General features: G+C 72.1%; 15 protein-coding genes. 8 read left to right on the top strand and 7 right to left on the bottom strand.

The genetic code is table 11. The features are described 5' to 3' along the window. Window positions 1–154: 154 nt before the first annotated feature. On the top strand, window positions 155–1,000 hold the full coding sequence (locus AB0O15_RS34970; RefSeq protein WP_364327789.1) for a universal stress protein: 846 nt from the start codon (window positions 155–157) through the stop codon (window positions 998–1,000). Between the two features lie 36 nt (window positions 1,001–1,036). Next, the gene (locus AB0O15_RS34975; protein ID WP_364327792.1) at window positions 1,037–3,421 is read left to right on the top strand and encodes an EAL domain-containing protein; all 2,385 of its coding nucleotides are present in this window, start codon (window positions 1,037–1,039) and stop codon (window positions 3,419–3,421) included. Here AB0O15_RS34975 and AB0O15_RS34980 read toward each other — a convergent pair. After that, the gene (locus AB0O15_RS34980) at window positions 3,397–3,957 is read right to left on the bottom strand and encodes a hypothetical protein (protein WP_364327795.1); all 561 of its coding nucleotides are present in this window, start codon (window positions 3,955–3,957) and stop codon (window positions 3,397–3,399) included. The genes AB0O15_RS34975 and AB0O15_RS34980 overlap by 25 nt on opposite strands. A gap of 293 nt (window positions 3,958–4,250) precedes the next feature. Between AB0O15_RS34980 and AB0O15_RS34985 the strand changes: the two genes are divergently transcribed. The 4 genes from AB0O15_RS34985 (at window position 4,251) to AB0O15_RS35000 (ending at window position 8,205) form a co-directional block, all read left to right on the top strand. After that, window positions 4,251–5,024: an exodeoxyribonuclease III gene (locus tag AB0O15_RS34985; protein WP_364327798.1), complete on the top strand. Its 774-nt coding sequence runs from the start codon at window positions 4,251–4,253 to the stop codon at window positions 5,022–5,024. 65 nt (window positions 5,025–5,089) lie between these two features. Continuing rightward, window positions 5,090–6,760 (top strand): PP2C family protein-serine/threonine phosphatase, encoded by a 1,671-nt coding sequence (locus tag AB0O15_RS34990; protein WP_364327801.1) that lies wholly within the window; start codon window positions 5,090–5,092, stop codon window positions 6,758–6,760. Then, window positions 6,757–7,815, top strand: a complete 1,059-nt coding sequence (locus tag AB0O15_RS34995) for a cobalamin-dependent protein (protein ID WP_364327804.1) — start codon at window positions 6,757–6,759, stop codon at window positions 7,813–7,815. The genes AB0O15_RS34990 and AB0O15_RS34995 overlap by 4 nt, the downstream gene beginning before the upstream one ends. Window positions 7,816–7,968: 153 nt before the next feature. Continuing rightward, the gene (locus AB0O15_RS35000; RefSeq protein WP_364327807.1) at window positions 7,969–8,205 is read left to right on the top strand and encodes a hypothetical protein; all 237 of its coding nucleotides are present in this window, start codon (window positions 7,969–7,971) and stop codon (window positions 8,203–8,205) included. 165 nt (window positions 8,206–8,370) lie between these two features. Here the strand turns inward: AB0O15_RS35000 and AB0O15_RS35005 are convergent, their stop codons facing one another. The 5 genes from AB0O15_RS35005 to gsmA form a co-directional block, all read right to left on the bottom strand. Then, window positions 8,371–9,105 (bottom strand): LamG domain-containing protein, encoded by a 735-nt coding sequence (locus AB0O15_RS35005; protein WP_364327810.1) that lies wholly within the window; start codon window positions 9,103–9,105, stop codon window positions 8,371–8,373. A 66-nt stretch (window positions 9,106–9,171) separates the two neighbouring features. Next, window positions 9,172–9,831 carry a DUF6401 family natural product biosynthesis protein gene (locus AB0O15_RS35010; RefSeq protein ID WP_364327813.1) on the bottom strand — a complete coding sequence of 220 codons (660 nt, stop codon included), beginning with the start codon at window positions 9,829–9,831 and terminating at the stop codon, window positions 9,172–9,174. 279 nt (window positions 9,832–10,110) lie between these two features. Beyond that, complete coding sequence (gene hrpA, locus AB0O15_RS35015; RefSeq protein WP_364327816.1) at window positions 10,111–13,971, bottom strand: ATP-dependent RNA helicase HrpA; 3,861 nt, start codon at window positions 13,969–13,971, stop codon at window positions 10,111–10,113. A gap of 60 nt (window positions 13,972–14,031) precedes the next feature. Then, a complete protein-coding gene (locus tag AB0O15_RS35020; RefSeq protein WP_364327819.1) occupies window positions 14,032–16,242 on the bottom strand; it encodes an ATP-binding protein in 2,211 nt (736 codons plus the stop codon). 65 nt (window positions 16,243–16,307) lie between these two features. Then, a complete protein-coding gene (gene gsmA, locus AB0O15_RS35025; RefSeq protein ID WP_364327822.1) occupies window positions 16,308–17,450 on the bottom strand; it encodes a sporangiospore maturation cell wall hydrolase GsmA in 1,143 nt (380 codons plus the stop codon). A 202-nt stretch (window positions 17,451–17,652) separates the two neighbouring features. On the opposite strand from gsmA, the gene AB0O15_RS35030 reads away from it, so the two are divergent. Beyond that, window positions 17,653–18,654: a phosphatase PAP2 family protein gene (locus tag AB0O15_RS35030; RefSeq protein WP_364327825.1), complete on the top strand. Its 1,002-nt coding sequence runs from the start codon at window positions 17,653–17,655 to the stop codon at window positions 18,652–18,654. Further along, window positions 18,651–19,187 (top strand): general stress protein, encoded by a 537-nt coding sequence (locus tag AB0O15_RS35035; protein WP_364327828.1) that lies wholly within the window; start codon window positions 18,651–18,653, stop codon window positions 19,185–19,187. The genes AB0O15_RS35030 and AB0O15_RS35035 overlap by 4 nt, the downstream gene beginning before the upstream one ends. Before the next feature lie 50 nt (window positions 19,188–19,237). On the opposite strand, the gene AB0O15_RS35040 is transcribed toward AB0O15_RS35035, so the two are convergent. Next, window positions 19,238–19,356 (bottom strand): sigma factor-like helix-turn-helix DNA-binding protein (locus AB0O15_RS35040; protein WP_364327852.1); only part of this gene is annotated, 119 nt, incomplete at its 5' end.

Genomic DNA, 19,356 nt, shown 5'->3' on the forward strand with positions numbered 1-19,356 from the left:
CCTCACTTCACCGGCAGATGTCCCCAAGAACGTGAAGTTCACCGTAAACCCTCAACCTGAATGGGTCATCAGGCGGCCAATGCTCTGAGGAATAGATCACGAAGCGCGAGGAATCGCGTACGCCATAGATAATGGTCCGTGGAGGTGGGTGTCGATGCGGACCCCGAAGCAGTCCCCCGTGGTCGTGGGCGTCAACAGCAGTGCGGCGAGCCTCGCCGCGGTGCGTCTGGGCGCCCGGGAGGCCGTGGCCCGAGGCCGGAAGTTGCGGGTGGTGCACGCTTTCAGCTGGCCTGACCCTCGATTCGGACGGCCGCCCCAGGGGTACGCCCAGTCCCGGCGTGAGGCCAGCCGGCTGGTCGACCGGGCGGTCGCCGCGGCCCAGCGCTCGGTGCCGGGCGTCAAGGCGAGCGGCCTGGTCGCCGATGGCCTGGCCGTCCGGGTGCTGGTGCAGCAGAGCCGCGGCGCCGAGCTGCTGGTGCTCGGTGACGAGGACGACGCGCCGGTCGACTCGGTGCTCTACCAGGCGGTGTCCCGGGCGTTCTGCCCGACCGTGGTGGCGCGGGGCCCGCGTCCGCCGTCCGGTCCGCTGCTCGCCTGCGTCGACGGCTCCGACGAGTCGCTCCACGCCCTGCAGCTCGCCGCCGAGGAGGCCGCGCGCCGCGCGCTGCCGCTCGAGGTGGCCCACGTGGTCTCCCGGAAGGCGGGGCGGCCGGCCGGCCAGGATCTGCTCGACCGGGCGATGGAGGCGGTGCCCGAGTCGCACGACGCGACCACCCGCCTGCTGATCGGCGAGCCGGGCAGCGCGCTGGTCCGGGCGTCGCGGAAGGCGCGGATGGTACTCGTCGGGCCGCGGGGAATGGACGGAACGCAGCTTCTGGGGCCGGTGGCGCTCCAGCTGCTCCGCCGCGGCGCCTGCCCGACGTTGTTTGTCCACGGAACCACTGCCACGGGCCATTGGTCACCGGGTACGGTGCCTTCGGCGGGCACCCAGGCTTCTTGATCCTCGGCGACTGACGGAGCCCGCCAAGGGGGCTCAGTGTCAGGATCCGCGGGCGCTTCGTCCGCCGGCCGGCGGCTGTGGCGCGTGTTCGCCATGGCCGGTCTCGTCGCGACCGCGATCTACCTGGTGGCCACCAGCCTGGGCCAGCTCGAGATCGCGATGCTGGCCTTCATGGTGATCGGCGTCGGCACCGTCTGGGCCTGCTTCGCCGGCCCGCGCCGCTTCGGCGCCGAGCCGCGCTCGGCCTGGCTGCTGCTCGGCGTGACCGCGCTGCTGTTCCTGCTCGGCGTGGTCACCCGGCCGTTCTTCTCCGACCAGCCGATCCCGATATCGCTGATCACCGACTTCCTGATCGTGCCCGGCTACTTCACCCTGGCCGCCTGCTTCGTCATCCTGCTGCGCAGCCGCCGGAGCCTGGACGGGCTGGCCGTCCTCGACGGGCTCATCGTCTTCCTGGCCGGCGGCCTGCTCGGCGTGCTGCTGCTGGCGGCGCCGACCGCGGCGATCAGCGACCGGCCGATGCTGGTCTCGGCGCTGGCCGCGGCGTACCCCCTCTTCGACGTCATTCTGCTGTTGCTCGTGGTCAACCTGACGTTCACCGCGACCACGTTCCCGGTCAGCCTGATGACGTTCATCGGCATGATGGTGCTGATGTTCACCGGGGATCTCGCGTACGCGGTGATCGGTCTGTCGGGCAAGACCTACGACTCGCCGCTGCTCGACGTGCCGTTCATCCTCGGCTTCGCCCTGCTCGGGATGTCCGCGCTGCACCCGTCGGTGGCCCAGGTCAGCCGCGCGGCCCGGCGTCCGGTGCAGGCCTGGTCGTGGCGGCGGATGACGCTGCTGGGCCCGGCCGTGATCGCGCCGTTCGTGCTGGTGGTGCTGGTCGGCGACGACTCGCCGGCGTACCGGCTGACCATCGGGGCCGGCGGCGGGCTGATGATGCTGCTGCTCCTGGCCCGGGCGGCGACCGCGGTCCGGGCGCAGGCGGCGGCCCAGCGCCATTCCGAGCACCAGGCCATGCACGACCCGCTGACCGGGCTGCCCAACCGGCGCTCGATGTCCGCGCACGTCGAGCGGCTGCTGATCGAGACGCCGCCGATGGACGACCGCCGGGTCTGGGTCTACCTGCTCGATCTGGACGGCTTCAAGTGGGTGAACGACTCGTGGGGCCACGACACCGGCGACCAGCTGGTGATCGAGGTGGCGCGCCGGTTGCGCGCGGCGGTTCCGCACGGCGTACGGGTGGCGCGCACCGGCGGCGACGAGTTCCTGCTGGCATACGTCGGGGAGAAGCCCGGCGCCCTGCGGGTGGTCGACGAGATCCGGAGCTGCTTCACCCACCCGCTCGCGGTGCACGACACCGAGGTGGTGATCAGCGCGTCGATCGGCATCGCGCACGCGGCGGCCGACGGCGACCCGGCGGTGACCGCGGAGGCGCTGATGCGCGACGCCGACACCGCGATGTACCGGGCCAAGAGCGAGGGCCCCGGCCGTTCCACGATCTTCGACACCTCCATGCACGACCGGGTACGCGAACGCATCGAGCTGGAGGCCGAGCTGCGCAAGGCGCTCGCCGACGGGCAGCTGCACGTGGCGTACCAGCCGATCGTGCGGCTCGACACCGGCCGGCCGCTGGGCGCCGAGGCGCTGCTGCGCTGGAACCACCCGACCCGGGGCCCGATCCCGCCGATGGCGTTCATCCCGATCGCCGAGGATTCCGGGATGATCGCCCAGATCGGCACCTGGGTCCGCGAGGAGTCGGTGCGCCAGCTGGCCGAGTGGCGGGCCGACGGCACCGTGGCCGACGACTTCTACCTCTCCATCAACGTCTCGCCGCGTCAGCTCAACGACGCCGACCTGCCGTTGATCGTCTCGGCCGAGCTGATGAAGTACGGCGTGCCGGCCCGCGCGGTGGCCCTGGAGATGACCGAGTCGGTGATGGTGGACGGCTCCAGCGTCACCTCACGCGTCCTGTTCGAGCTGCGTGAGCTGGGTGTCCGCCTGCTGGTCGACGATTTCGGCACCGGCTTCTCGGCGCTCGGCTACCTGCGCAAGTTCCCGGTCACCGGTGTCAAGATCGACCGCTCGTTCGTCTCCGGCCTGGGCCAGAGCCTGGAGGACGAGGAGATCGTGCGGGCCGTGGTGGCGATGAGCTACGCGCTGGGCCTGAGCATCGTCGCCGAGGGTGTGGAGAACCGCGGGCAGCGCGACGCCCTGGCCGCGGTCGGCGTGACCCAGGGCCAGGGCTGGCTGTGGGGACCGGCGGTGGCGCCGGCCGAGTTCGCCGCGCACTGGCACGCGGGCGGGCCGGCGGCCGGCCGGGCCGCCGCGGCGTCGAGCCTGCCGCCGGGCAAGAACCAGCGCTCGACCGGCCCGGCGGCGAAGGGCCGCAATCAGCTCGCGGCCGAGAACTCGTAGAGCCAGTACGACTGGCTGTCGACCCGGGTGGCGGTCGCGGCGCCGCCGATCCTGGTCAGGATGCCCTCGACCGCCCAGGGCAGCCTGAGGTGCGACTCGTTCCACATGCAGATGTCGAGCAGCACCGCGGCGTCGACCGGCCGCACCATGCGGTCGTAGATCTGCTGCTGGAGGGCGACGAAGACGCCGTCGCCCCGGTCGCCGGTGACCGCGCCGATGAACACGCAGTAGATCAGCCGGCGCTGCTCGTACAGCTCGGGCCAGTGGGCGGCGAAGAACGGCGGGGAGATCAGTGGGACCGCGCTCAGGTCGTCGGTCATCACGGACAGCCCGGTCACGCCCTCGGCGTCCCGGGTCAGGAATTTGGGCGCCCGGGGGTCGGCCATCATCGGCTCGAACTCGGCGCGGGTCATCAGGTGGCGGGTCGCCGATCGGGTGACCAGCGGCGAGAACGTGGTGCGGTAGAACTCCCAGGCCGGGTCGATCAGGTCCGCCGGCAGCTCGTCGAATACCTCGACCCCGTTGATGTTCGGCACGCGAGAGAAGCTAGCCGATCGATCGCGGCCACGAACCAGACAATCGGGTCTGGTGCGGACACCACTCGGTCGGGCATGATTCGCGACCACGGATCGCTTGCGGTCGCGCGACGCGCGCCGATGAGTTACACAGGTCATAGGGAAGGGAGGCCATGGTGACCGGACTGATCGGTGCCGAGTGCAACGTGTGGCTCGTTCTCGCCCTGCTGGTTCTCGCCCTCGGCCTGGGCGGCGCCCTGCTCGTGGCGGTTCGTAGCCGGCGGCACACCGGGTAGCCTCGTACGCTGGGCCGCATGCGGTTCGCGACCTGGAACGTCAACTCGGTCAAGGCACGTCTCCCCCGGCTGCTGGAGTGGCTGGGCGACACGAAACCCGACGTCCTGCTGCTGCAGGAGACGAAGGTCGCGCCGGGTGATTTCCCGTCGGCCGAGGTCGGCGAGCTGGGGTACGAGACCGCCGAGTACGGGCAGGGCCGCTGGAACGGCGTGGCCGTGCTGTCCCGGGTCGGCCTGGCCGACGTACGCAACGGCTTCCCCGGCGAGCCCGGCTATCCCGGTCCCGAGGCGCGATCGATCACCGCCACCTGCGGCGGCATCCGTTTCATGTCGGTCTACGTGCCGAACGGCCGGGCGCCGGAAGATCCGCACTACACGTACAAACTGTCGTGGTTGTCGGCTTTGCGAACGGCGCTGGCCGACGACGTCGCGGCCGGGCCGGTCGTGGTGGCCGGCGACTTCAACGTGGCGCCGACCGACGCCGACGTGTGGGACCCGGCCGCCTTCGTCGGCGCCACCCACGTGACCCCGCCCGAGCGCGAGGCGCTGGCCGCCATCCGATCCCTGGGGTTCACCGATGTGCCCGCCCGCCCTCTGAAGGGTGATCACCCCTTCACCTATTGGGATTACCGAGCCGGCATGTTCCACAAGAACATGGGCATGCGGATCGACCTGGTCTACGCCACCGCCGATGTCGCCGGCACGGTCAAGGATGCGGTGGTGGACCGCGAGGCGCGCAAGGGCAAGGGGCCGTCCGATCACGCTCCGATCGTGGTCGAGATCGATCGGTGACGACACGCTGAGCAGCGCCTCCCGGCGGCGGAGCACGTAGGCTGTCGGGGATGGAAGGGGATCGCATGACAACGGATCGGACCGATCCGGTCGTCCTGGCGCCGGCACCGGCGCTGCTGCGAGCTGCCCTCGACGCCACCTCCGAGGCCGTCGTGCTGTGCGCCGTCGATACCCACGAGATCCTGCTGGTCAACAACGCGGCTCGGGCGCTGACGCCGGCCCTGCGACCAGGCATGTCGGCCGATTCGTCGCCGATCGCCGCGCTGAACGAGGCGATCACCACCGGTGGCCACACGTTCACGGCCCAGTTCGACGGGCGTCACGTCCAGGGCGATCGGCGTGCCCTGGGCGGCGAGCACTACGGCTGGTACCTGCAGGATGTGACCCCGCTCGAGCAGGAGCGGGCCCGCACCGCGTTCCTGGCCGAGGCCGGCCGTCGCCTGGCCGCCTCGCTCAACCATCGGCGCTCGCTGCGTACCACCGCCGAGCTGGCCGTCTCCCACCTGGCCGACGCCGCCGTGGTGGTCCTGCCCCCGGTGCGCCGGCAGAGCGAGTGGGTCCGGCTGGTCGCCGGGGCCACCGTCGACGAGGGCACGCTGCGCGAACGGCGGCTCGGTGAGGTGCCCGGGCTGGTCGAGGCGCTCGGTGACTTCCCGCCCATCCCGAGCCGCTGGCTGGACGCCGGCCAGGCGCCCGACTGGCTGCTGCCGCGCGGGTCCGGGCCGATCGGCGCGCTGCTGGTCATCCCGCTGCCCGGCAACGCCGAGCCGGCCGGCGCCCTGATCCTGGCCCGCCGCGGCGCGGACGCCGCGTTCAGCGACGACGACGAGCTGCTGGCCCGGATCTTCGCGGCCCGGGCCGGCGCGGCGATCTCGGCCGCCCTGCTCTACCGCGACCAGGTCGACACCACCGCCGTGCTCCAGGCCGACCTGCTGCCGCCCGAGCTGCCCCAGCCCGACGGCGTCGAGCTGATCGGCTCGTACCAGGCGGCCCGCGACTCGCTGCGGGTCGGCGGCGACTTCTACGACGTGTTCAAGCCGACGCCGCGCAGCCCCGACACGGTCATCGCGCTCGGCGACGTGTGCGGCAAGGGCCCCGAGGCGGCCGTGCTGACCGGCAAGGTGCGCCAGATGCTGCGCGCGCTGCGGCTGGTCGAGGTGCCGCCGGACGAGATGCTCGGGGTGCTCAACCAGGCCCTGCTCGAGGGCGGCCGGCAACACCGGTTCGTCACGCTGGTGGTCGGCTCGGTGGTCCGCGCCGACCACGGCCGGGTCCGGCTCCGGCTGGCCTCCGGCGGCCACCCGCCGCCGCTGGTGCTGCGGGCCGACGGCACGGTCGAGGAGGTGGCCACCTCCGGCACCCTGGTCGGCGTCGTCCCCGACATCGTGGTGCACCCGGCCGACGTCGAGCTGGCCCCCGGCGAGCTGTGCCTGCTCTACAGCGACGGGCTGACCGAGGCGCGCGGCGGGCCGTCCGGCAACGAGCAGTACGGCGAGCAGCGGCTGCACACCGCCCTGTCGAGCTGCCATGGCATGCCGGGCGCGGCGGCCGTCGAGCGGATCCGGCAACTGGTCTCCGACTGGGTGCGTGGCGGGACGCGGGACGACATCGCCATGCTCGCGGTGCGTGCTCCCTCCCGTACCCCGCTCAGCCTCCGCGGCGGCGGCGCCCGCAACGCGTCCCCCTTCGCGATCGACTCCAGGCGGAACGAGCGCCGCCCGAGGCAACGCGTATGACCGTCTTCACCAGCAGTGCCCAGCGGTCCCTGGACGATCCCGGGTTCCGTGACCACTTCCTGCGGCTGATCGGCGACGGCGACGAGTTCGGCGCGGTCGAGGCCGTCACGGCGCTGCTCGACCAGGGCGTGCCGGCGCAGCGGATCATGGCCGACCTGATCACCCCGGCCCAGCAGCGGGTCGGCGAGCTGTGGGCGGCCAACGAGTGGTCGATCGCCCGCGAACACGCGGCCACGGCCATCAGCGAGCGGGCGCTGGCCGCGGTCGCCGCCCGCTCCAACGTGCGACCGCACCGGGGGCGGCTCACCATCGCCTGCGTGGACGGCGAGTGGCACGCGCTGCCCGTACGCATCCTGGCCGAGACCCTGCGCCTGGACGGCTGGCGGGTCGACTTCCTCGGCGCCAGCGTCCCCGGCCCCCACCTGGTCACCCACCTGCACCAGACCGGCCCCGACGCGGTCGCGCTGAGCTGCATGATCGCGACCCGGCTCCCCCGCGCCCACGCCGCCATCACGGCCTGCCGCGCGGCCGGGGTGCCGGTCATCGCGGGCGGGCGCGGCTTCGGCCCCGGCGGCCGTTACGCCGAGAAGATGGGCGCCGACGCCTGGGCCGGCAGCGCCGAGGACGCCGTGGCCCGCCTGGCCATCGACTGGCCGCCGGTCATCGACGACCCGTCGGCCTCGGCCTTCCTGGGCGACGACGAGTACACCTGGGTGGTCCGCCACCGGGCCGACCTGATCGCGACCGCGCTGGAACGCCTGGCCGCCGCCTACCCGAAGGTCCGCCGGTACGACCAGCGCCAGGCCGACGCCACCGCCGAGGACACCGGCCACATCGTCGACTTCCTGGCCGCGGCGCTCTACGTCGGCGAGGACCGCGTCTTCACCGACTTCATCGACTGGACGAACAGCGTGCTCACCGCCCGCGGCGTCCCGCCCGAGGCGCTCGCCGCCGGCCTCGGCGTGATCCGCGACCAGCTCCACGACTGGCCCGGCTGCCTGCGCCTGCTCGACGCCGGATCAATTCGGTTGCGGCCCCCGGCCGACGCGGATTAGCGTCGTCGCATGATCTCCTGACGAAGCGCGTTCCACAGCCACATTCACACATGTCGGCGGCCTTCGTCAGCCGTGGGGACAGCCACTTCTTCGTGCCGACAACCTTCCGCCTGCCCCGGCGCCCGCCTCACTCGTTCCCGAGGAGGTAGCTGTATGCCTGCCCAGCCCTTCACCGTCCACGTCGACCTCGACGCCCTGGCCCGCCAGGAGTTGTCCGACGCGGTGTCCCTGCCGTCCGCCCAGGACGGTGCCCCACGCGACCGCTCCGCCGACCGCCATCACGGTTCCGGCGCCGACCGCGTGGAGGCCCGCAACCGCTCCGAGCGCGATCACGCCCGTCGCGCCTCCGGCTCCGGCAAGGGCCGCTCCTACGCCTTCCGGCGGAGCTAGGCCGCGTTTGAAACGCGGCCTGGAGATGGTGACGGCCCGGGGGTTCGCTCCCGGGCCGTCCACATTCGACGGGTACGGGCACAGCATCGTCCCGCCCTCCGGGCCCGGCCGCCGTCGCTGGTCACGCTCCGCGCGCCCACCGCCGGGTTGTCCCGCGGGGTGCGCTCAGCCCAGCGTGGCGTACACGTCGTCCAGATAGCCGTGGTACATGTCGCTGCTCGTGTTGAAGTTGGGGCCGCCGATCCGCAGCGGCTTGTCGTTGAGGATGGTCATCGCGGCCGGGACGGCGACCGAGCCGCGGGCCACCCCGTCGACGTAGATGGCCATCGAGCCACCGGCCCGGATGCACAGGATCTTGTGCCACTTGCCGTCGGCGACGGCCACCGACGAGCGGACCAGGTAGGCCGTGGCCGCACCCCGGCCGACCACCACGCACTGGGCGCGGCCGTGGGTCTCGCCGACCTGCATCTTCCACTGGCTCTCGGTGGTGGCCACGCCCTTCTGCACGATGTTGGACGAGCCGGCCAGCTGGGCCTTGCTGACGTTGATCGTCGCGCCCCAGCGGAAGTTGCTGGTGCCCGGGTTGAGCTCGGGGTCGTTGGTGCCTTCGAGCAGCGCCCGCGGGCAGACGCCGGTCGCCGGGCAGCGGACCGGCAGGCCGACGTAGCGGCCGGTGCCGGCGGCCACGAAGCGGACGGCGCCGCGGTCGGCCGCGCGCACGGTCAGCGGCGCTCCCTTGCCGGACAGGTCGGGCACCTTGCCGGCGGTGGTGGTGTCGAACGAGTAGCGCGCCACCACGACCGGCGAGGCCGCGGCGGCGAGCGATGTCGGGGCCGCCAGGGCGGGCACGGCCGGGACCACGATGAGCGCGAGGGTGAGAATCCTGGCGGGAAGCTTCATGGGAGAAACGTACGTTTCGCTCCCATAGTTCGACAAATCAGACTTGCCACCTGTTCGGGCGGATTCTTATAGCAGACCGGACGAGTCTGCGATCGCACACACGGCCACCAGGCGCAACACGTGCCAGTCGGCCAGCCGCCACCCGGCGGTGGCCAGGTCGGCGTCACCCTCGGCGGGGATCGGACGGCCCATCCGCTCGGCCGCCGCCGAGATCGACTTCGCGTACGAGGCCAGCCCGTCGGCGTCGGCCGGGCGGCCGGCCGCGGCGAGCGACTCACGTACGGCGGCGGTGTGCTGGTCGATCTGAACGAGCAGGCTGACATCGGCGTACGCGGCGGTCAGCCCGTCCACACCGATCCGGGCCATCAGCTCGTCGAGCTGCGCCAGCGCCTCCAGCTGGGCCGGCGTCTCGGGCAGCACGAACGCCTCGAGCAGGGCCGGCGAGTCGGGCACCACGACCGACACGGCGGCGAACAGCGCGGCCGGCGAATCCGGCACGACGACCGTCTCGACGACGCTGACCGGGTCGACGGTCTCCTCGGCGTCCAGCAGGTCCAGGTCGAGCTCGATCAGGTCGAACTCGATGTCCAGGTCCAGGTCGATCTCCTGGTCGAGCGCGGCGTCGAGCTGGGTCTCGGCGTCGAGCTGAGCCTCGAGGGCGGGCTGCGGCGAGGAGGCGGCGGCGTCATCCGAGATCGGGGCGAAGGCCAGGAAGTCGTTCGTCATGCGGAAGACGCTAGGGCCTGCCCGACCCCCGGCACAGCGCGGTAACCGAACGGCACCCAAGCCCTACCGCCCCCGCACCCCCCGGCTCCCGCAAGTCCGTTTTGCGGCGTTTTCGCGGGCCGCCGCCACCCCCGCCCCGTGCACTGGGTGGGCAAGAATGTAGGCCGGGGATGTTGCGGAAGTGCTAACTGTCCACAGGAAGTGTGGCGGCGGTGTTGCGGCCAGGAGATCGGCGGCCTCGGGTCGAGGACGGGGTGGGGCAGGACCGGACAGAAGGTGCTACGCGGGCAGGGCGTCCATGGCCTTGTAGATGCGTTTGTCGGAAACCGGGTACGCGGTGCCGAGCGCCTGGGCGAACAACCCGACCCGCAGCTCCTCGATCATCCAGCGGATCTCGGTCAGGCCGTCCCCGGCCGGCAGCTCGGCCTTGAGCTCGCGGTACTCCCGCTCGATCTCCCGCACCTGGCTGGTCAGCTGCCGGTCGCGAGCCAGGTTGCCGCCGAGCCGGTCGAGCCGGTGCGAGATGGCCTTGAGGTAGCGGGGCAGGTGGTGCAGCTGCCGCCAGCCGGTCTCGGTGACGAAGCCGGGGTGCACGAGGCCGGTGAGCTGCTGCCGGATGTCGGCCAGCGGCGCGATCAGGGCGGGATCGGACGTGCCGGACAGCCGCTGGCCGACGTCGTACGCCGTGGCCAGCACCGACTGCACCTGCTTGACCACCGCCGCCGTGGCGTCGACCAGGTCGGCCCGCACCTGCTCGCGCAACGCCATGAACCCGGCCTTGTCCCAGGCCGGCCCGCCGGCGTCCTGCACCATGCGGTCGACCGCGGCGCCCGCGCAGTCGTCGAGGAGATCGGCGATCGAGCGGTACGGGTTCCCGCGCGACAGTTCGAGCTTGGCCCGGTTGTCCAGCCGCCCCTGCAGGTAGCGGGCGGCCGGCGGCAGCGTCAGCAGGAGCAGCCGCCGGGTCCCGGCGCGCATCGCCACCCGCTGCTCGGCCTTGGTCTCGAAGACCCGGACGGCCACGCTGTCGCCCTCGTCGACCAGGGCCGGCCAGACGGTGACCTCGAGGCCGCCCCGGACCTGGGCGACCTTGCGCGGGATGGTGCCGATGTCGCCGGTGGTGATGCCGGTGCGTTCGACCCCACCGGCCGCGGCGGCGATCGTCTCGCGTACCCGAGGGGCCAGCTGGCGCCGCAGCACCTCGAGGTCGCGTCCCTCCCCCAGCGTCGCGCCCTGCTCGTCGACCACCCGGAAGTTCATCCGCAGGTGCTCGGGCACCGCGTCGGGACGCCAGGCGTCCCGCGGCACGATCGTCCCGGTGAGCCGGCGCAGCTCGTCGCCGACCGCGTCGGGCAGGGCGCCGCGACGGGCCGGGATGCGGCCGAGGACGGCGGCGGCCCAGTCCGGCACCGGCACGAAGCTGGTCCGCAGGTGTTTGGGCAGGGCGCGGATCAGGGCGATCACCGCGTCCTGCCGCATGCCCGGCACGGACCAGCCGAAGTCGTCCGCGTCGAGCTTGTTGAGCAGCGGCAGCGGCACCTCGACGGTGACGCCGTCGCCGGGCTTGCCGGGCTCGAACCGGTAGGACAGCTTGAGCCGCACGCCGCCGGCCAGCCACGCGTCGGGGTAGGCGCCCGGCTGAACCTCGTCGCGACCGGCGTTGATCAGCTGCTCGCGGGTGAAGGTCAGCAGGCCGGCGTCGTCCCGCCGGGCCTTCTTCCACCACGAGTCGAAGTGGCGGGCGGAGACCACGTCGGCCGGGATCCGGGCGTCGTACAGCGCGAAGATGGTCTCGTCGTCGACCGCGATGTCCCGGCGGCGCGAGCGGTGCTCGATCTCCTCGATCTGGGCGATCAGCTTCGCGTTCTCGGCCACGAACGTGTGGTGGGTGTCCCAGTCGCCCTCGACCAGGGCGTTGCGGATGAACAGCTCACGGCACAGGGCCGGGTCGATCTTGGCGTAGCCGACCTTGCGCCGCGGGACGATCGGCAGCCCGTACAGCGTGACCTTCTCGAAGGCCATCACCGAGCCCAGCTTCTTCTCCCAGTGTGGCTCGCTGTAGCTGCGTTTGACCAGGTGGGGCGCGAGCGCCTCGGCCCATTCGGGCTCGATCCGAGCATTCACCCGCCCCCACAGCCGGGACGTCTCGACCAGCTCGGCCGACATCACCCAGCGAGGCTGCTTCTTGAACAGCGCCGAGCCCGGGAAGATCGCGAACTTCGCCCCGCGCGCGCCGAGGTACTCGCGCTTGTCCGGGTCTTTCAGGCCGAGGTGGCTGAGCAGGCCGGACAGCAGGGCGGTGTGCACGTTCTGCCCCGGCGAGACCTCTTCGCGGTCCTCTTTGACATTCAGGCCGAGGGTACGGGCGACCTGCCGCAGCTGCGAGTAGATGTCCTGCCACTCGCGGACCCGCAGATAGTTGAGGAACTCGGCCCGGCACAACCGGCGGAACTGGTTGCCGGACAGCTCCCGCTGCTTCTCGCGCAGATACTTCCAGAGGCCGAGGTACGAGAAGAAGTCCGATTCCTTGTCGACGAACCGGCTGTGCTTCTCGTCGGCCTGCTGCTGCTTGTCGGCCGGGCGCTCCCGCGGGTCCTGGATGGACAGCGCCGCCGCGATCACCATCACCTCGGCGACACAGTCCTGCTTGTCGGCCTCCATCACCATGCGCGCGAGCCGCGGGTCGACCGGCAGCTGGGCGAGCTTGCGGCCGAGCGGCGTGAGCTCGCGTCCGGTCAGGGCGCCGAGTTCCTCGAGGAGCTTCACGCCGTCGGTGATGTTCCGCTTGTCCGGCGGGTCGATGAACGGGAACTTGGCCAGGTCGCCCAGGCCGAGGCTGGTCATCTGGAGGATGACGCTGGCCAGGTTGGTCCGCAGGATCTCGGGCTCGGTGAACTCCGGCCGCTGGGTGAAGTCCTCCTCGTCGTAGAGGCGGATGCAGATGCCGTCCGACGTACGCCCGCATCGCCCCTTGCGCTGGTTGGCGCTGGCCTGCGAGATGTCCTCGATGGGCAGCCGCTGCACCTTGAGCCGGCTGCTGTACCGGGACATCCGCGCGGTTCCGGGGTCGATCACGTACTTGATGCCCGGGACGGTCAGCGAGGTCTCGGCCACGTTGGTGGCGAGCACGATCCGCCGCGCGCGGTGCGACTGGAACACCCGGTGCTGTTCGGCGGCGCTCAGCCGGCCGTACAGCGGAAGCACCTCGGTGTTGCGCAGTTGCCGTTTCTCGAGCGCGTCGGCGGTGTCGCGGATCTCCCGCTCGCCGCTCAGGAAGACCAGGATGTCGCCGCTGCTCTCGCCGGCCAGCTCGTCCACCGCGGCCGAGATGCCGTCGATCTGGTCCTGCTCGGCGTCCGGGTCGAGCGGGCGATAACGGACCTCGACCGGGTACGTCCGCCCGGTCACCTCGATGATCGGGGCGCCGCCGAAGTGATCGGCGAACCGCTGCGTCTCGATCGTGGCCGACGTGATGATCACCTTGAGGTCGGGCCGGCGGGGCAGCAGCTCGCGGAGGTAGCCGAGCAGGAAGTCGATGTTCAGGCTGCGCTCGTGGGCCTCGTCGATGATCAGCGTGTCGTAGCGGCGCAGCGACCGGTCGTTCTGGATCTCGGCCAGCAGGATGCCGTCGGTCATCACCTTGACCAGCGTGTCCTCGCCGGACTGGTCGGTGAACCGCACCTTGTAGCCCACCGTGGTCCCGAGCGGCGTGCCCAGCTCCTCGGCGATGCGTTCGGCGACCGTGCGCGCGGCGATCCGGCGCGGCTGGGTGTGCCCGATCTGCCCGCGCACCCCCCGGCCCAGCTCGAGGCAGATCTTCGGCAGCTGGGTGGTCTTGCCCGAGCCGGTCTCGCCGGCCAGGATCACGACCTGGTTGTCCCGGATGGCCGCGGCGATGTCGTCCCGCCGCGCCGAGACCGGCAGGTCGTCGGGATATTTGATCTCGGGTACGGACGCCCGCCGCGCGTCCCTCTTCGCCATGGCCGCGTCGACCTCGGCGGCGATGTCGGCGAGCGCGGCGGCCTTGCGCTCGTCGTCCTGCATCCGCCGGGTGCCCTCGAGCCGCCGCTGGAGCCGGCGCTCGTCGCGGGGGAGCAGATCGGACAGGCGGCGGCGCAGTTCGGGCACGGTGACAGACATAGCGCAGCAAGTCTAGGCAGACGACGTCCGAAACGCCGCGTGATTATCGCCGCCCTCCCGCTAGGAGACGGCGTCCAGGGCGGGCACAGAAGCGGGCGGGATCGCGAGGGCGCCGGCGGCCAGGGGCAGGGTGAAGTGGAAGCGGGTGCCGCCGCCGGGGTTGTCGGCGACGCCGATCTGGCCGCCGTGGCGCTCGACGATACGGCGGCAGATGGCCAGGCCGAGGCCGGTTCCGGCGTAGCCGGCGGCGGTGCGGGCGCGGTGGAACGACTCGAAGATGTCCGGCTTGTCCTCGTCGGGGATGCCGATGCCGCGGTCGGCGATCTCGACCCGGCACCAGCCGGGGCCGGCCTGCGCGGCGGTCACGTCGACCCGGGCCGGGCGGCCCTTCGGGACGTACTTGAGGGCGTTGCCGATCAGGTTGTCCAGCACGTGCCGGAGCATCGCGGGGTCGGCGTAGACGTCCGGCAACGGGCCGATGTAGAAGTCCGGCGGCGGGGCGTCACCGGGGCGGCGCGGGCCGGTGCGGCCGAGGATGACGTCGTCGACCAGCGGCCCCAGCGCGACCGTCTCGCGGCGCAGCGGGGCGTCCTTCGAGGTGGTGTAGGCCAGCAGCGTGTCGATCTGGGCCGCCATCCGGTCGGCGGCCAGGGTGATCCGGTCGAGCGCCCGGATCGCGCCCGCCACCTCGGCCGAGTCGTCCGCCTCGGCCAGCTCCTCGGCGGCCGTCTCGCAGTGGCCGCGGACCACGGCCAGCGGCGCCTTCAGATCGTGGGCGACCACGCCGGCGAACACCGACAGGTCGGTCTCGTACCGCCGCAGCTCGGTGATGTCGTGGAAGACCGCGACCGCGCCGGGCTGGCCGGCGCTCTCGTCCAGCGGGCGCCCGTCGACGCTGATCAGGATGCCGTCCGGGCGCTCGGCGTTGCGGACGAGCATCTCCACGCCGTCCGACGACTCGCCGTGCAGGGCCCGGACCAGCGGCATCTCCTCGATCGGGAACGGGGTGCGCCCGTCCGCCCGGAACAGCCCGTAGTGCTCCTGCCACTCCCCCGGCCCGCGTACCTCGTCGTCCACGCCGAGCAGCGCCTTGGCGGCCGGATTGTGCAGCAGGAAGTCGCCGTTCCCGTCGACCACGCCGACGCCGTCGCCGAGGCTCGCCATGATCGCCCCGAGCAGGCCGGCCTGGCGGCGGCTCTCCGCCTCGGCGGTCCGCAGGTCGGCCGTCGCCACCTGCACCTGCCAGCGGGCCTTGGACCGCCCGTTGGCCAGCACGTGCACCAGCGCCGCGAGCATCATGGTGAGCGCGATGCCGCCGAGCAGCACGGTGGTCGGCAGGCTGCTGCGGGCGCCGGGCAGAAAGCCCGAGTCGGCCCCGGTGATCAGCGTCCACTGCCGGTTCGCGACCGGGAAGGTGGCCTCGCGGACCAGGTCACGGGTCCCGCGGGCGGTGTAGACGGCGACACGTACCCGGCGGCCGTCGCCGTTGGTGGCCAGCAGCTCGCCGTCCAGCTGGTTCTGGCTGGCCGTGCTCAGCACGCCGCCGAGGAAGTCCTGGCCGCGCAGGCCCAGCACCATCCAGCCCTGGAACACGGGTGTGCTCGCCGGCGTGTAGACCGGCGCGACGAAGACGAACGAGAGCTGCTGCTGCCGCGCCGGCAGGCCGCGGTCGCGGAGCAGGACGTACGTGTCGGAGACGGTCGGCCGGCCGGTGCGCCGCGCCTCGACCAGCGCCGCGGTGGCCTCCGGCGAGGCGGCCACGTCGCGGCCGGCCGGGCTGGGGGTGCCGCCGTGCAGGGTCCGGTTGAAGACCGAGAAGTAGTGCTCCGCGGCGCCGGGGTGTGGGTGCAGAACGAGATCGCCGGCGCCGCGGGACCGCCAGCTCGCCTGGGTGCGGGCGGCGCCGGCCGGCGGGCTGGCCACCACGTACGCGACCGAGATGGCGCCGAGCAGGTCGGCCGTGTCCAGCGGGCCGGTGACCGCGGCGAAGTCCGTACCGGTGAACCTGGCGTTGGTGCCCGCGCCGGCCGCCACCGCCTGGAGCAGGGTGCGGTAGCGCCCGGTCTCGGTCGTGACCGCGGCCCGGGCCACCGCCGTGCGCTGGTCCATCACCCGGTCGGCGTTGTTCTCCTGGGCGGCGCGCAGGCTGGTGACGGTCAGCAGGGTGACGGTGACGCCGAGGACCGCGACGTTGGCGGCGAGCAGGGGACCGACAAAGCGACCCCGGCGGCGGCCCGCCGCGGCGGCGGCGGGATCGTCGCGTCGCTTCACTCAACCGAGCATAAGACGCAAATCACCCCCGTCGGCCCAGTTCGGCCGACGGGGGTGAAGGTGCCTTACTTCCAGGTGTCGTACTGGTAGAGCTTGTTCTTGGCCATGATGCCGGTGATCTTGCCGTAGTAGTTCGGGTCGGTGGCGTAGCCGGCCTTCCACACGTTCCAGATGAACTTGTTGGCGTTCTTGGTGTACGCGAAGGCGGGCTGGTAGCGGTTGTTGACCTTCAGGAAGTTGCCGTGGTCGCGGAACGAGTTGGCCATCGACGAGTAGGTGCGGAACACGCCGGTGGTGTCGTAGCACTTGCCGGCCTTGGTGCACTCCTGCGTCTTGTACGTCTGGCAGCCGTTGGCCAGCGTGCCGTACCGGCCGTTCTGGCACTTGATGCCGAAGTAGTTCTTGTGCGTGCCGGACAGCGTGCTCCGGCCCCAGCCCGACTCCAGGATGGCCTGGGCGATGGTCACCGACGGCGGCACGCCGTACTCCCGCCAGCCCTGCTGGGCGCCCGGCACCGCGGCCTTGATGAACTGGTCCGTGGTCAGGGCCGGCGAGGTGCTCGGCCGGGTCGAGCCGGCGCACACCGGCAGGGTCGCGCTGATCACGAAGCCGTGTGACAGGTACAGGCCGGTGCTGGTCTTGTCCCACTGCCCGGTGGTCCGGACCGTGCCGGCCACGTTCTGGCCGGTGACCGCGCAGACCAGCAGCGCGTTGCGGCCGCTGTTCAGCTTCAGCACGACCTTGCCCGACGTGTTGGGCGTGGTCCGGACGTTCACCGGGCCGTCGGTGCTGCGGATCTTGCCGGTGATGTACTTCGGCGCGGTCGAGGTGCCCGGCTTGGTCCTGACCGGAATGGCCTGCGGGGTGGTGGTCGCGCAGCGTCCGACGGAGCGGGCGGCGCTGACGTACGCGAACGAGATGTACCGCCCGGTGCCGATCTTGGCCCACAGGTTCGAGGTACGGATCGAGCCGCGCACGTTGGTGCCGGTGGTGACGCAGAGGACGCCGATCCGCTGGGCGTCACGGACCGAGCCGGCGATCCTGCCGCTCAGCGATGGGGTGGCACGAACCTTGAGGGTGCTGTTGACCCGCACGGTGGCGGGCACGGTCGTCGCGGCATTCGCGGCGGCCGGGGCGGCGGCCAGCCCGGCTCCCACGGCGGCCACCAGCAGCGTGCTGGTGAGCAGTCGACGGGCGGTGTGCGGCATGAGTACGGTTCCCCTTCGCTGTCCGGCGTTGTCCCCATGAAGGTCGCCAGGGGCCGTTGCCAGGGCAGGCGGAGAACGGGTGCGCATCGGTTGCGTCAGTCGCTGGTGTGAAGTCGTTGTGACCCGAGAGAATCCTGTTTCGAATGAGGCCGTGCCGGGGCAATAGCGGCTGGCGTCCAAGCCCCCCGGAGGAACCCGACAGATGACGGCCACGGCCACCCGAACCAAGACCCCCGCCAAGCGCCCGGCGCCGCGGAAGAAGAAGCCGGCCCGCCGCGGCGCCCTGCACCTGTTCACGCCGATCCTGGCGGCGGTCGTCGGCGCGGCCGGCGCCGCCGCGATCTACCGGGTGTTCGTGCTCTCCGCGCTCGGGCAGGAGATCGACACCGCCGCCCTGCGGAACTCCGACGTCGGGCACGAACGGGCCGTCGAGATCATGCAACGGGCCCTGAACGGCACCTCGCTGGCCAGCCTGGTGCTGGTCTGCGTGGCCATCGCGCTGATCGGGGTCATCCGCCGCCGGGCCGACCTGGCCGGCGCCGCCGCCGTCATGGTGGTCGGGGCCAACGCGACCAGCCGGCTGCTCAAGATGCGGCTGCCGCGGCCCGAGCTGGACGGCTACCCGATGCCCAACTCGTTCCCCAGCGGCCACACCACGGCCGCCGCATCGGTGGCGTTCGCGCTGGTCCTGGTCCTGCCGCTGGCGATCCGCGGTCTGGTCTCGCTGATCGGCGCGGCCTTTGTCGCGGTGATCGCGGTGGCCACCGTCTGGGCCGAGTGGCACCGGCCCAGCGACACCATCGCCGCCCTGCTCGTGGTGCTCGCCTGGGGCGGGCTGGTGACGTTCTTCCTGCGGGTGCGGCTCCGCCGGCGCAAGCCCGGCCCGGTCGAGCGGCCGGGACGGCTGGCGACCGGGCTGTTCGTGGCCGGCGGCGCGCTGTCGGCGCTGGTCGGGGTCGGGCTGGGCGCGGTGGTGCTCTTCGAGCGGGTGACCCCCGACCTGGTGTCCGGCCGCTTCGCGTTCCTGACCGGGGCCGCCGCCATCACCGCCGCGGTCGCCGCGGTCTTCCTGATCTGGGCCCGCCTGGCCGCCGGTGACCAGCCGCCCCTCGAGTCATCCGGCCCGGCCGCCCGCCCCAAGCCGTCCGTCGCGGGCGCCCGTTCGGAGGCGCCCGAGGCGACGTCCAAGGAGGTTCAACCATGACCACGCCACCTGACGGCACCATCCCACCGGGCCCGGCCGGCACCCCGGTCGTCCCGGCCCAGAACCCGGGCGCGGCCGAGATCGGGCCGACCGTGGCCGTCGCCACCTACCCCGACTACGCGTCCGCCCAGCGCGCGGTCGACTACCTGTCGGACAACAAGTTCCCGGTCCAGCGGGTCGCCATCGTCGGCACCGACCTGCGGATCGTCGAGAACGTGCTGGGCCGGGTGACCGTCGGCCGGGCGGCGCTGGCCGGTTTCGCCAGTGGCGCCTGGTTCGGCCTGTTCATCGGCCTGCTGTTCGGCATCTTCAGCGACTCGAACTGGGTCGCGGTGATCCTGGCCGGCCTGATCATCGGTGGGATCTGGGGCGCGATCTTCGGCGCCCTGGCCCATGCGATGACCGGCGGCCGGCGGGACTTCTCGTCGCGCTCGTCGCTGACCGCCTCGCAGTACGCGGTGACGGCCGACGCCGAGGTGGCCGACGAGGCCCGGGCGCAGCTCACCCGGCTGAACTGGAACGCGAACAACTGACGGTGCCGGGGTGGCTCATCGGAGCCACCCCGGGCACAGCAGGACAGGCCCTAGAAACCGGCCGCCAGCTGGACACGCAGCTTGGTGAGCGCCTTGGTGAGCAGGCGGGACACGTGCATCTGCGAGATGCCGACCTGGTCGGCGATCTGCGACTGGGTCAGGTTGCCGT

It is taken from the genome of Actinoplanes sp. NPDC089786 (genome assembly GCF_040684855.1).
Lineage (GTDB): Bacteria > Actinomycetota > Actinomycetes > Mycobacteriales > Micromonosporaceae > Actinoplanes.

Bases quoted from the DNA above. Each gene is read 5' to 3' on its own strand.
- AB0O15_RS34970 (WP_364327789.1), top strand. From the start codon at position 155: ATGCGGACCCCGAAGCAGTCCCCCGTGGTCGTGGGCGTCAACAGCAGT.
- AB0O15_RS34985 (WP_364327798.1), top strand. From the start codon at position 4,251: ATGCGGTTCGCGACCTGGAACGTCAACTCGGTCAAGGCACGTCTCCCC.
- AB0O15_RS34990 (WP_364327801.1), top strand. From the start codon at position 5,090: ATGACAACGGATCGGACCGATCCGGTCGTCCTGGCGCCGGCACCGGCG.
- AB0O15_RS34995 (WP_364327804.1), top strand. From the start codon at position 6,757: ATGACCGTCTTCACCAGCAGTGCCCAGCGGTCCCTGGACGATCCCGGG.
- AB0O15_RS35000 (WP_364327807.1), top strand. From the start codon at position 7,969: ATGCCTGCCCAGCCCTTCACCGTCCACGTCGACCTCGACGCCCTGGCC.
- AB0O15_RS35005 (WP_364327810.1), bottom strand. From the start codon at position 9,105: ATGAAGCTTCCCGCCAGGATTCTCACCCTCGCGCTCATCGTGGTCCCG.
- AB0O15_RS35010 (WP_364327813.1), bottom strand. From the start codon at position 9,831: ATGACGAACGACTTCCTGGCCTTCGCCCCGATCTCGGATGACGCCGCC.
- hrpA (WP_364327816.1), bottom strand. From the start codon at position 13,971: ATGTCTGTCACCGTGCCCGAACTGCGCCGCCGCCTGTCCGATCTGCTC.
- gsmA (WP_364327822.1), bottom strand. From the start codon at position 17,450: ATGCCGCACACCGCCCGTCGACTGCTCACCAGCACGCTGCTGGTGGCC.
- AB0O15_RS35030 (WP_364327825.1), top strand. From the start codon at position 17,653: ATGACGGCCACGGCCACCCGAACCAAGACCCCCGCCAAGCGCCCGGCG.
- AB0O15_RS35035 (WP_364327828.1), top strand. From the start codon at position 18,651: ATGACCACGCCACCTGACGGCACCATCCCACCGGGCCCGGCCGGCACC.